This window comes from Neisseria sp. HMSC055H02 (assembly GCF_001813335.1).
GTDB lineage: Bacteria > Pseudomonadota > Gammaproteobacteria > Burkholderiales > Neisseriaceae > Neisseria > Neisseria sicca_C.
This window is the reverse complement of sequence record NZ_KV812074.1, coordinates 1-13,028: the sequence shown is the minus strand read 5'-3', so window position 1 is coordinate 13,028 and position 13,028 is coordinate 1. Positions and strand designations below refer to the sequence as shown.

General features: G+C 47.6%; 12 protein-coding genes. 1 reads left to right on the top strand and 11 read right to left on the bottom strand.

Annotated features, from left to right (window positions below):
* Window positions 1-190 precede the first annotated feature (190 nt).
* The 9 genes from HMPREF2907_RS02665 to HMPREF2907_RS02625 form a co-directional block, all read right to left on the bottom strand.
* The gene (locus HMPREF2907_RS02665) at window positions 191-805 is read right to left on the bottom strand and encodes a CadD family cadmium resistance transporter (RefSeq protein ID WP_070538915.1); all 615 of its coding nucleotides are present in this window, start codon (window positions 803-805) and stop codon (window positions 191-193) included.
* Between the two features lie 298 nt (window positions 806-1,103).
* The gene (locus HMPREF2907_RS02660; RefSeq protein ID WP_210388581.1) at window positions 1,104-1,796 is read right to left on the bottom strand and encodes an ATP-binding cassette domain-containing protein; all 693 of its coding nucleotides are present in this window, start codon (window positions 1,794-1,796) and stop codon (window positions 1,104-1,106) included.
* Window positions 1,796-2,593, bottom strand: coding sequence for an ABC transporter permease (locus tag HMPREF2907_RS02655; RefSeq protein ID WP_070679773.1), 798 nt, complete (start codon window positions 2,591-2,593; stop codon window positions 1,796-1,798). Before HMPREF2907_RS02655 ends, HMPREF2907_RS02660 begins: the two co-directional genes overlap by 1 nt.
* Window positions 2,594-2,776: 183 nt before the next feature.
* Entirely contained in the window at window positions 2,777-3,913 is a 1,137-nt protein-coding gene (locus HMPREF2907_RS02650) for a DUF3800 domain-containing protein (protein ID WP_070679770.1), read from the bottom strand.
* A 522-nt stretch (window positions 3,914-4,435) separates the two neighbouring features.
* Complete coding sequence (locus HMPREF2907_RS02645) at window positions 4,436-5,413, bottom strand: ABC transporter substrate-binding protein (RefSeq protein WP_070679767.1); 978 nt, start codon at window positions 5,411-5,413, stop codon at window positions 4,436-4,438.
* A 323-nt stretch (window positions 5,414-5,736) separates the two neighbouring features.
* Window positions 5,737-6,621 (bottom strand): DMT family transporter, encoded by an 885-nt coding sequence (locus HMPREF2907_RS02640; protein WP_070679764.1) that lies wholly within the window; start codon window positions 6,619-6,621, stop codon window positions 5,737-5,739.
* A gap of 312 nt (window positions 6,622-6,933) precedes the next feature.
* On the bottom strand, window positions 6,934-7,953 hold the full coding sequence (lepB, locus tag HMPREF2907_RS02635) for a signal peptidase I (RefSeq protein WP_070679761.1): 1,020 nt from the start codon (window positions 7,951-7,953) through the stop codon (window positions 6,934-6,936).
* Entirely contained in the window at window positions 7,953-9,746 is a 1,794-nt protein-coding gene (gene lepA / locus HMPREF2907_RS02630) for a translation elongation factor 4 (protein ID WP_070679816.1), read from the bottom strand. The genes lepB and lepA overlap by 1 nt, the downstream gene beginning before the upstream one ends.
* A gap of 141 nt (window positions 9,747-9,887) precedes the next feature.
* Window positions 9,888-10,589: a 5'-methylthioadenosine/adenosylhomocysteine nucleosidase gene (locus HMPREF2907_RS02625; protein WP_070679758.1), complete on the bottom strand. Its 702-nt coding sequence runs from the start codon at window positions 10,587-10,589 to the stop codon at window positions 9,888-9,890.
* A gap of 187 nt (window positions 10,590-10,776) precedes the next feature.
* Here HMPREF2907_RS02625 and HMPREF2907_RS02620 point away from each other — a divergent pair, with 187 nt between their 5' ends.
* Window positions 10,777-11,904 (top strand): PilT/PilU family type 4a pilus ATPase, encoded by a 1,128-nt coding sequence (locus HMPREF2907_RS02620; RefSeq protein ID WP_003742946.1) that lies wholly within the window; start codon window positions 10,777-10,779, stop codon window positions 11,902-11,904.
* Between the two features lie 105 nt (window positions 11,905-12,009).
* On the opposite strand, the gene HMPREF2907_RS13465 is transcribed toward HMPREF2907_RS02620, so the two are convergent.
* Entirely contained in the window at window positions 12,010-12,588 is a 579-nt protein-coding gene (locus HMPREF2907_RS13465; protein ID WP_318258987.1) for a tyrosine-type recombinase/integrase, read from the bottom strand.
* The gene (locus tag HMPREF2907_RS13460) at window positions 12,513-12,881 is read right to left on the bottom strand and encodes a tyrosine-type recombinase/integrase (RefSeq protein ID WP_318258986.1); all 369 of its coding nucleotides are present in this window, start codon (window positions 12,879-12,881) and stop codon (window positions 12,513-12,515) included. Before HMPREF2907_RS13460 ends, HMPREF2907_RS13465 begins: the two co-directional genes overlap by 76 nt.
* Between the last annotated feature and the right edge of the window lie 147 nt (window positions 12,882-13,028).

Sequence of the window (13,028 nt, the reverse complement as noted above, 5' to 3'; positions counted from 1 at the left end):
CCCTAGCCCTCTCCCACGGGGAGAGGGAATTGGGCTGTCGAGTCCGAACATTTTCAGGTTTACCTGCCATCTAATTCCCAATCCTGCACTCTTTGATTTTCAGCAACTTGATTCCCTCTCCCCGTGGGAGAGGGTTAGGGAGAGGGTAACGAACCGCAAGGTTTGTCAGATACTCAAATGCCCGTATCATTCATATTATTGATATTATTGTTTGAATTGTATGATTTTCAATAATAATAAATAACCCTAAACCAATATAAATAACAGCCATTATCCAACGACTAAACTTCTCTACAATTTCACCAACACCTGAAATATTAGCCAATCTTTGTGCTGTATATACTAAAACAAAAATCAATATTAAAAATACAAGAAGAGTAACTAATAAGTCGACAAGATCTAAAGTCACAAAGTAAGGAACAAAAAGTCCAATATTATCTGCACCACAACTAGCAACTGTAACCAAAGCAACAATACCGACTAATTTTGACAACCCTTTTTCATCCAATTCTTTTTTAGCTCTTTTTTCGCCCTCACAATCGTCGTAAATAGCAACTTTAATACCTAAGTAAATCGGTATTAAACCTAATAAACCCAACACCCATTTTTCCGGAACATAATTCAAAACAAAAGCTAGAAATAAACTAACTAATATTAAAATTACAGAACCTAAATATTGTCCGATATAAATATCTCGATATTCTTTTCTAGTATTTGCTCTAGCAAAAAATACTAATAGTATTACCAACAAATCTACTGCTGTAGCAATATATAAAACAGCAGCAGTAATCACAGTCGAAAACATAAAGCACCTCATAATGAATCCCCTGCCCCCTTGGCACCACGGCTTTTTCAAAAACCGAATCGCGTTCGGATAACAGATTCGTATCTTTCGCTAAAGAGGCAAGCCTGCGGCTTGCTTACCCTCTCCCACGGAGAGAAGGAATTGGGCTGTCGAGCCTGAACATTTTTAGGTTTACCTGCTATTCGATTCCCAATCCTGCACCCTCTGATTTTCAGCAACCTAATCCCCTTTCCCCGTGGGAGAGGGTTGGGGAGAGGGCAACGAACCGCAAGGTTCGTCAGATATTCAAATCCCCTCATCACTCATAATAATGAATCCCTTGAAACTCTCTTGCCACCACAGTCTCTTCAAAAGCCGAATCACGTTCGGACAGCGGCGTGGGCAGGGTTATCACGTTTTGCACGTTCATGCCCTTAGTGGAAAGCAGCATGATTTCATGGCTCAGGCGCGCGGCTTCGAATCGGTCGTGCGTCACCAGCATACACGCCATGCCCTGCCGCTCGATTTTTTCCACCAGCATGGCAACCAAAATATCGCGCAAATCGCGATCCAAACCGACAAACGGCTCGTCCAGCAAAGCAAGGTCGCAACCACACAGCAGCAGGCGCAAAAATGCTACCCGTTTCGCCATGCCGCCGGACAATTCGGTCGGATATTTGTTCAAATCGCCCGCAGTCAGCCCGACTTTCGCCGCCAGCGCGACGATTTCGCCTTCATCGGGTTTGTCCATAAAAATAGCGATATTCTGCATCGCGGTCAAGTTTTCCGGCAGGCGGTTTTCCTGAAACAGAAAACCCGTTTTGCGGAAAGTATTGCGTATCGAGCCCGATTTCGGCGTTTCCAAGCCCGCAATCAAACGCAAAACCGTCGTCTTGCCACAGCCGCTCGGCCCGAACAAAGCTTTCACTTCGCCATGTTGCAGGTTCAAACTGAAATCGCGCACGATGGGGTCGCGGAGAATTTCAAAACGCACGTTTTCAAGATAGAGCATCATCTTCTCCACGGCATAAACAAAATTTCCAAAGGCTTGGTAATCAAGTATTCAAACAGCGACACAAACACGATAACCAACACCACATAAGCCATCACCGTCGAAGTCTCCAGCATCGCCCTCGCGTCCGCAATCCGCGCGCCCACGCCTTCGCTCGCGCCCAAGAGTTCCGCCATAATCACCACCTTCACGCCCATTGCCACCGCAACACCAATACTGGAAATCACATAGCCCGTCAGATGCGGGATATACAGATAGCGGATTTTTTTCAGACGGCCTAATTTATAAGCGTCAAACAATTCCTCATGCTGCTTGTTCACGCTCGCCATCCCGACCGCCGCACTCGCAAACGTCAGCGGCGCAACCAACACAATGATGGTAAACAACACGCTCGGATTGCCGAAACCAAACCAAAACAACGCCATCACCACCCAAATAATCGGCGGCATCGCCAACAAAACCGTAATCACAGGCTTGAGCAACGCCATCGCCGTCTTAAAACTGCCCGCCACCAGCCCCGCCGCCAATCCCGCCGCCAGCGCAACCGAAATGCCCACCACCGACCGCCACAGCGAAATCCCGATTTCGTTTTCCTGAAAATGTTTCAATAAATCCAATGACTTTTGAAACACCTCCATCGGCGCAGGCAGCATAAACCCGCCGAACACGGCACTGCCCCACGCCCACAACGCCACCACCACCATCGCCACGCTCAGACCGGCAAAGCCGCTCCAAAGGTAGTCGATGATGTAAAACACCGCGGGCTGCGGTTTGCGGATTTTGTCGGTTTTAATCATGGTTTGGATGTTGGTTAATGGGAATGGTTTGGGGACGATAGGTCGTCTGAAAAATGGTTGATTGGGTTAGACGGAACGTCGCAATCCAACAAAATGGCTTGGTTTCCCCCAAATAGTTTTTTTCAGACGACCTTAGTTTGGAGTTTTAACATTTTGTCGGGTTACTCCTGCGGCTAACCCAACCTACTCTTGCTGCCCTTCCTTACATAAATCTCGCAATACATTAAATTTAAAAAAATCAAATATAGACCAAGTAAAAATTACCATTCTGTCATCTTTATTAACAGATTTCTCATAGACCTCAAAGAAATCTTTTAAACATTTTTTCTGTAGATCAGAAAAATTTTTGTAATTCATTTCAACATCTAAATAATCAATTTTGGACAAATAATTAAATAGACATCTTAAGAAGCCAACAAGAATATCTGATATTTGAATCAATTTGTTATTATCTGATTTAACAAATTTATAATTTGATTTCTTGTTTTGGTATTTTGAAAGTCTTTCTTCGACTTGCTTTTCCTCATCAAAAAAATGATATGAATTTGGTAATTGCTCAATACTAAAATGATAAAAGTTATCAAAATATTCAATTAATTGATGAGTCAGCTCCCCTTCAAGGAAGCAAAAAGTATCATTTAATTCATCATCTTTTTCAAATTCTAAAAATATTTCCCAAAGAATTTTTAAAAGTAAAGGATGAATATGACTATTTCTATACTCAACACTTTCAGAATATCTACATAAATATTTTTTCAAGAAGCAAATAAATTCATCCTTTTTATTAGTAACATCAGGATAACCTAATTCAAAAAGCTCTCTGAAAAAATCTCTCTTAAAAGTGCGAGCGATTTCTGTTAGTAAAGATTTAACTTCATCAAAAATATACTCATCGATACATAAGAATCTTTTGCAAACATTAAATGCCGTAGTGCTTTCTATAATATCAATCAAAGACCAATGAACCACATCCAGCACATACATATGGATAAAAACATCTTGCTTGTTAAGAAACTCAAATAAATCATTTATTTTCCTAGATTTCAGAATAGTAGGAAAATCTCCACTGGCAATATGTTTAAATTTCACTTCTTTCTGTGTAGCTTGAACTCCCCACTTTTTGAAAAGTTCCTGTAAAGTTTGTTCAAACTGGACTTCCTCTAATAGTGATTGATTTATAGCAACCCCTCCCAAAATAAATGGGTTATCTTCACTATTTATATAATTATTTTTATTACTAGTCAGATAAAACTTCCTAATATTATTAGTTTCATCATAATAAAAATTCAATTTTAAATTTGAATGCTCTAAAGACAACATCATTAGTCCTGTTCTTATTCATTAAATAATCTATTCGCATAACCATAACATATCTTGCTTCCCAAATAACTTCAGCTTGCAGCTTGTAGGTGAGATCATTACCCAACAATCCAATTTATTTACAAAGTTTATATCGGTTTTTTTCCCAAGCTAAGTTACTGATAATGCCCTGACAGGTCATCTGAAAAAATGATAAGCCAGATATTTACAACCAACCTACCCTTTTCAGCAAGTGTAGGTTAGGTCATGATCCAACATTTCAGACAATCCGACGGTTTTGTTGGGTTTAACGACCCAATCCACGGTTATCACCCACCGTCATTCCCGCGCAGGCGGGAATCCAGAAATTTGACGTCGCTGCAATTTTAAAACATTCCTGCAATATCAAAGACTAGATTCCCGCCTGCGCGGGAATGACGGCTATTGATATACTGTTCTGACTGTTATCTGATAGGTCGTCTGAAAAGGGTATATTGGATTCCCCAATACTACTTCTCCCTTTTCAGACGACCTCTTCTCCTTTTAAGCCAAGAAGAACCCGTTATCCGGCAGCTTGCCGCCCAAGAGTTTCGGGTTGAACTGCATCAGAATTTCGTAAAACTTCAAAATCTCGTTCTTCACTTCGCTGCCTTTGGTTACCGTCAGCCGTGCGCCCTCCAAGCCCATGACTAGGGCGGGTTCGGGGGCGGGGAGATAGTTTTTGCCGATTTTCGCCGCGCTTTGGCGGTTGGCGAGTATCCAGTTGAGCGCGTTTTTCAAATCCTGATGGAAGATGTCGAACTGTGCCTTGTGCGCGTGGAAATATTCTTCGTTGGCGATGATGCCCGCCATCGGAATCAGCGGTTTGGTGTCAAACGCCTGCCCCCATGCCTTTACCAAATCAAAGCCGCGCACGACGTTTACGCCCATGGTTTTGCCTTTGAGCATACCCGCGCTCGCCATTGGTTCGGGCAGGATGGCGGCGTGGTAGTCCTTGCTCAAAAACAGTCCGACTGCTTCGGGCGGCGTGGCGGTGTAAGTGATGCCGACTTTATGCGCGTCGATTTTCAGTTTTTTCAACAAGGCTTGCAGCACAATGTCGGGCATGTCGTTTTTAAACGGCACGAGGATTTTTTTGCCGACCAAATCCTGCGGCGAGGCAATCGTACTGCCTTTGCACATCAGCTGCGTGATGCCGTTGGTCAAAATATTCACCATGCCGACTTTCTGCCCTTGGTTGCGCAGGTTTACGCCGACATTGCTCGGACTCATCATCACTTTAAATTGCCCGCTCGCCACGCCCGCGCGAAGTTGGTCGGGCGAACGCCAAACCTTGAGCGACACATCCGCCTGCTTCGCCAGCTTGCCTTGCAACGCCGCTACGGCAATGGTTACGCTGGGCATCGCCGGCGCGCCGTACACGGTAAATTGTTCTTTACCGGCAGCCAACAGCAAAGGCGAAACCCCTGCCGCAGCCAGCGCGGCGGTCATTTTTAAGAAATCACGTCTTTTCAGTTCCATTTTCCAATCTCCTGGTTAGGTAGCGCGGACTTCAGCCCGGCTGTTTAACAGAATCCCTCTAAGATGGGTTTGAGCTGCGCCAAACATAGGAATGGACACACCACAGCCTATCTAGACTCGCAACTCTGTTTTTCCATCCACATTCTGATAATAATTTTTATTCATTATGCTATTAAAGAAAATGGAAGTAAAGGCACGATTGTCCCGACATCCGTTTATATATAGAAACGCAAATCTTTTTCGGCATTACGCCTATTAATAATATTGAAATAAAAGGTCGTCTGAAAACGGTTTTCAGACGACCTTTTGTTCCCCAATACGGCTTAATTTGTGTTTTTTTGTTTTAAAGAACCAAGATAAATCGCTGACAAAGTCAAAACAACACCAAACCACTGCAAAGTGTTAATCGGCTTGTCCAACCAAAAATAATCAATCAGTAAAGCGGCGACGGGTTCGGAAAGCAGCAGCAAACCGGTTAAAGACAGGGACAGCAGCGGGATTGCATAGGCAATCATCCCCCATGCCAAACATTGCATGACCACGCCGTATATCAAGACTAAGCCTATATCGCGCCATTGCGTCGGGTATAGGGCGTTGCTGTCGAAAATCAGCGCAGGAACAATCAGGGACAACGCGCCGCCGAAACTCAAAACCATCATCAATGGAAAAAGCGCCACCCTTTCAACTTCATGCGTTTTGCGGACGAACACCATAGACAATGCCAAAAGCCCGCCCGACGCAATTCCGCTGGCAAAGCCCCATAAGGCGTGGGCATTGTGGTTGAACTCGGGACTGCCGATTAGGACCACCCCGCCAACCGCCAATATCAGGCTCAAAACTTGCAGGCTGTTCAAGCGTTCTTGAAAAAAGAAAAATCCAATGGCGGACAGGAAAAATATCTGTAAGCTGTTGAGCAATGTGGAAATCCCGGGTCCAACCGCATATACGCTTTCATGCCACAATGACAAATCAAACGCCAGAAATATGCCGGACAACATGGCATATTTGACCGCCCTTCTCCTTTTAGGCAGCTTTTGCCCGAAAAAACGGCAGAGCAGCCAAAACACGCCCGCCGCAATCAGCAGCCGCCAAAATGCAACTGCATACGGGCCTACGGGGACGAATCTGACGATCAGGCTTCCCAGCCCGAATAAGACGCAGCCGAAGATGAGGAATGGTGCAGCATAAGAGTCGGAACGGATATTCATGAACTTACTCCGCAACGGATTGGCATGAGGATTTAAAGTGATGAAAAGGATTGTGCATGGTAACGCGAATCCGAAAGAATAATAAGTAGGTGCAATATCTTATTTCCCTTCCAGTTTCTCCTGAGGAAAATCAGTACGTTTCAGAAATTTAACATACCGGCTGGGTTTCAAAATAAAGCCGCTTCCCGCATAGATAACTATAAATTGGCAATGATGGAAACCTGCTTTCAATTTATTCCGCCGAAAAGCCAAAGGTCGTCTGAAAATCAGCTTCCAGACGACCTTTGGCTTTATCGGAATGAAACGGGCAACTTATTGGATGCTGCCGCCGATGCGGCTGTAATCGCCGAAATTCATCCATACGAAGAAGGCTTTTCCGACGATAAGTTTGTCGTCCACAAAGCCCCAGTAGCGGGAGTCGGCGCTGTTGTCGCGGTTGTCGCCCATGGCGAAGTAACGGCCTTCGGGCACTTTGCAGGTAAAGCCGCTGCCGTCTTCGGCGTATTGACAGTGTTCCAAACCGCTTTGCTCTACGGAATAACCGTTTTCAGGCATGATTTCCATGCGGTATTTGTCGAGCGCAGGGATCGAGATGGTGGGCTGTCCGGGCTCTTTCAGGATGTTGAAGCTTTTGCCGTTGAGGGTCGTCTGAAAAAGTTCGGGGCTATGAATCGCGGACGGCTCGGTATCGTCAGGGTAGGAGTAGATACCGTTCGGTTGGTCGGGGGCAACCTGTCCGTTGACGGTCAGGACTTTGTCGCGGTATTCGACGGTGTCGCCCGGAAGTCCGACGATGCGCTTGATGTAGTTCATTTCAGGCTGGACGGGGTAGTTGAACACGACGACGTCGCCGCGCTCGATTTGTCCGGTCGGAATTAGGACGTTGTTGATAATCGGGGTTCTGATGCCGTAGGCGAATTTGTTTACAAGGATGAAGTCGCCTTTAACCAAGCCGGGACGCATGGAGCTGGATGGGATTTGAAATGGCTCGGCGATAAAGGTGCGCAGGATGAAGACGACGAGGATGATCGGGAAAAAGCCGCTCATGTAGTCGGTAAAGTGGGCTTTGTCCTGATGCGACGGGTCTTTTTTCAGACGACCTTTGTGAATGACCCAAACGATGCCGGTGAATACGACAAATATCAGCAATACGGCGGTAAAGCTCATGTAAAAAGACAGGATGCCGAAAACGCCGATCATGCACAAAAGATACGCCCATTGCAGGCCGGAGCTCCATTCTCCGTTTTCTTGGCGCTCTTTGCTGCTTTTGAAATAAAGGAAAATGCCGATAACGATGGCGGCAATCGCGCCGTAGATTAAATTTGTGCTCATTATTTGTCGCTCACTTGCAGAATCGCCAAGAACGCGCTTTGCGGGATTTCCACGTTGCCCACTTGTTTCATGCGGCGTTTGCCTGCTTTTTGTTTTTCAAGAAGTTTTTTCTTACGGGTAATATCGCCGCCGTAACATTTCGCCAAGACGTTTTTACGCAGGGCTTTGACGTTTTCGCGGGCGATAATTTGGCTGCCGATGGCGGCTTGGACGGCGATGTCGAACATTTGGCGCGGAATCAACTCGCGCATTTTCGATGCCAGCTCGCGGCCTCGGTGAACCGCGCTTTGACGGTGTACAATCAGGCTCAGGGCATCGACTTTTTCGCCGTTGACCATGATGTCGAGCTTAATCAAATCAGACGGTTGGAACTCTTTGAAATGGTAGTCCAACGAGGCATAGCCGCGCGAAGTGGATTTGAGTTTGTCAAAAAAGTCCATTACGACTTCGTTCATGGGCAAGTCGTAAGTCAGCATGACTTGGCGGCCCATGTACTGCATATTGACTTGCACGCCGCGTTTTTGGTTACACAAAGTCATGACATTGCCGACGTATTCCTGCGGCACGAGGATGGTCGCGGTAATAATCGGCTCGAGAATGGTTTCGATGCTGCCGATGTCGGGCAGTTTGGACGGGTTTTCGACTTCGATTTTCTCGCCGCTTTTCAACACGACTTCGTAAACCACCGTCGGCGCGGTGGTAATCAAATCCATGTCGAACTCGCGCTCCAAGCGTTCTTGCACGATTTCCAAGTGCAGCAGACCCAAGAAGCCGCAGCGGAAGCCGAAGCCCAATGCCTGAGAAACTTCAGGTTCGAATTTCAGCGAAGCGTCGTTAAGCTGCAATTTTTCCAAAGCGTCGCGCAAAGCTTCGTAGTCGTGGCTTTCCACGGGGTAGAGTCCCGCGAATACTTGGCTTTGTACTTCTTGGAAGCCGGGCAGCGGCTCAGAAGCGGGGTTGGCAACCAAAGTCACCGTATCGCCGACTTTCGCCTGTCCCAATTCTTTCACGCCGGTAATCAAAAAGCCCACTTCACCGGCTTTGAGTTCTTGTTTTTGAACCGATTTCGGTGTGAATACGCCCAGTTGCTCAACCTGAGTTTCCGCCTTGGTGCTCATAAAGCGCACTTTGTCTTTCAGCTTGATGATGCCGTTTTTCACACGGATCAACATGACCACGCCGACGTAGTTGTCAAACCACGAATCGACGATAACGGCTTGCAGCGGCGCGTTTTCATCGCCGGTCGGCGCGGGGATTTTGGCAACGATTTCTTCCAAAACGTCTTCCACACCGATGCCGCTTTTGGCGGAACATTGCACCGCGCCGACGGCATCGATGCCGATGATGTCTTCGATTTCCTGTTCCACGCGTTCGGGGTCGGCGGCGGGCAGGTCGATTTTGTTCAAAACAGGCACGACTTCCACGCCCAAATCAATCGCGGTATAACAGTTCGCCACGGTTTGCGCTTCCACGCCTTGCGATGCGTCAACGACCAACAGAGCGCCTTCGCAGGCGGACAGCGAACGGGAAACTTCGTAAGAAAAGTCGACGTGTCCCGGCGTGTCAATCAGGTTGAGCTGATACACCTGTCCGTCGCGTGCTTTGTAGTTGAGCGCGGCGGTTTGCGCTTTGATGGTGATGCCGCGCTCTTTTTCGATGTCCATGGAGTCGAGCACCTGCGTACTCATTTCGCGCAAATCCAAGCCGCCGCAGTATTGGATGAAGCGGTCGGCAAGCGTCGATTTGCCGTGGTCGATGTGGGCAATGATGGAGAAGTTTCGGATATTTTTCATATTGTTATTTTGAAAGATAAGCAGTGATTTTGAAAAGGTCGTCTGAAAATCAAATAGACCGTTCAGACGACCTTCAGGCAAAGTGAAATAGCCTGACATTCTAGCGGAAATTTACTGTTTCCGCATGATTTTATGCGTGTTTTACAGCGACGCGACAATCTTTTCCACCATTTTCGCCGAGCTTGCCGCCGCCGTTTTCAAAAACTCTTCAAAGCTGATGTCCGCTTTTTCATCCGCCGAGTCAGACATCGCGCGGATCACGACGAAAGGCGTGTTCAACTGGTGGCAAGCTTGCGCAATCGCCGCTGCTTCCATTTCCACCGCTTTGACTTCGGGGAAGTGGCTGCGGATTTCCGCCACGCCTTCGCTGCTATGGACAAAGCGGTCGCCGCTGACAATCAAACCTTGTTCTACCGCCGCGCCTTCAAACACTTCCGCCGCCTGTTTTGCCTTGCCGACCAAGAGGTCGTCTGAAACAAATACGGCGGGCAGTTGCGGCACTTGTCCCCAAACATAGCCGAACGCCGTTACATCGACGTCGTGGTGCGCGATTTCCGTGCCGATCACTACGTCGCCGACTTTCAAACCTTTGCCCAAGCCGCCCGCACTGCCGGTATTGATGACGCAGTCAGGCGTGAATTGATGGATAACCCAAGCCGTTGAAACCGCAGCGTTGACCTTGCCGATGCCGCTCAATACCAATACCATGCGTTTGCCCGCTATCTCGCCTTCGTAGGCGGTAAACTTACCGAAAGACACGCTTTTGACGTTACCCATTGCTTCGCGCAAAAGCTCGATTTCCTGCTCCATCGCGCCGATGACCGCAACTGTTTGTACAGACATTTTTTACCTTTCCATAAAATTGTGGGCGGTATTATAACAGCAGCGGCGGCATTCCATACCCGTATTGAATCCGCCATATTGCCCGCCTGTCTTATTATTCGATACGGTAATCTTGCCATTTTTATGTATCATGATTTATTTGATATAATCCATTTTAATAAAATAACCACCGAAATTACCCAATATCATGATGACCAATCCTCCCAGCGCAAAAGACGAATTGTTCACTTGGCTGCGCCATATGAACAAATACAAAGGCTCCGACCTCTTTATTACGACCAATTTCCCGCCTGCGATGAAAGTGGACGGCAAAATCACGCCGATTACCGACGAGCCGCTGACCTCCGAAAAATGTATGGAAATCGCTTTTTCGATTATGTCCACCAAACAAATCGAAGAGTTTTCCTCCACCAACGAATGCAACTTCGCCATCAGCCTGCCCGACACCAGCCGCTTCCGTGTCAATGCCATGGTGCAGCGCGGCGCGACGGCGTTGGTGTTCCGATCCATTACCAGCAAAATCCCGAATTTCGACAGCCTCAATCTGCCGCCCGTCTTGAAAGACGTGGTGATGAAAAAACGCGGCCTCGTGATTTTCGTCGGCGGTACCGGTTCGGGCAAATCGACCTCGCTCGCTGCGATGGTTGACCACCGCAATGAAAATTGCCAAGACCACATCATCACCATCGAAGACCCGATTGAGTTTGTCCATCAACACAAAAAAAGCATCATTACCCAGCGCGAAGTCGGCGTGGATACTGAAAACTGGTTTGCCGCACTGAAAAACACCCTGCGTCAGGCGCCGGACGTCATCCTCATCGGCGAGATTCGCGACCGCGAAACCATGGACTACGCCTTGGCGTTCGCCGAAACAGGCCACCTCTGTCTCGCCACGCTGCACGCCAACAACTCCAACCAGGCGCTTGACCGCATCATCAACTTCTTCCCCGAAGAGCGCCGCACCCAGCTTTTGACCGACTTGTCGCTCAACCTGCAAGCCTTCATCTCGCAACGCCTGATTCCCCGTGAAGGCGGCAAGGGCCGCGTAGCCGCAGTGGAAATCCTGCTCAATTCGCCGATTATTTCCGAGATGATTCAAAAAGGCGAAATCCACGGCATTAAAGAAATGATGAAAAAATCTACCGCCATGGGCATGCAAACCTTCGACCAAGCGCTTTACGAGCTGTACGAACGCGGCGACATCAGCTTCCAAGACGCTATTAAAAACGCCGACTCCGCCCACGACCTGCGTTTGGACATCCAACTGCGCAGCCGCCGCGCCCAAAACGCCGGCCCGGATTTGGAACTGATTTAAAAGTTGTCGAAATGAGCAAAGGTCGTCTGAAAAATACTTTTCAGACGACCTTTTAAATAACCAATTAAATTACATAGTTCACTGCATAAAAGCTTCCATAGGACATTAGGTGTAGGAAAACGTCGCGTTGTTTTCACTCATATACTTGTCAGGGTCTTTTACCGATGGGAACAGATAACGGCTATATCCTGTCAGCTCCTTCATTTCTACCAAGAGTTCAAGCGTCCAATCGGCAAGGGGGACGATATGCGGGGCTTTCATCTTCATCTTGGCGACGGGTATGCTCCATTCTGCCCCGTCTAAATCAAATTCCGACCATTCCGCTGTCCTAAGCTCTCCATTTCTGACAAAGGTCAGCATGATTAGCTGCATGGCTATTTTTGTTTGCTGTTCGGCTTGTTCCAACATCAAACGACGGTAAAACTCGGTCAGCTCGGATTGCGGTAATGCGGGCTGATGTTTCTTTTTTGGGGCTTTGATTAAACCTACCAAAGGAACAGCGGGGTGGTTCTTTGCCCGCTCCGTCCGTATCGCATAAGTGAAAACAGACTTGATGCGCTGCAATATCCGCCCCGCCGTTTCAAGCGCTCCCCTTGCTGCCACCGCTTTTACCTGACTGACTTTGATTTCACTGACGGGCAAACTGCCCAGCGCAGGGAAACGTCCTTTTCCAAGCTGTCCCATACACGGGCGGCGTGATTGCCTGTCAATCCCGTTTCACGGTGTTTGTGCCACTCGGCGGCGATGTTCCGAAAGGTATTAATGACGGCGGCTTGCCGTTCGCGCTTTTCCTGTTGTTTGGCTTCGCCGGAGTCTTGCCCCGATACAAGCAAGCGGCAGGCGTTTTCGGCGGCTTGGCGGACTTCTACCAGTAATACGGTCGGATATTTGCCGATTGAAAGCGTTTTCCGTTTGCCGTTATACGAAAAGTCAAACCGCCATAACTTCCCGCCGTTCCTATTGATATACAGATACAAGCCCTTCCCGTCATTCAGCTTGAATGGTTTTTCGGCGGGCTTGGCGTTTTTGATTTATCGGTCGTTCAGCTTCATTTTTACGGTATTTTTTCGAGGTATTTTTCAGATACCGCAAAAGATACCGTAAATTTTAGGTTACTCCAATTA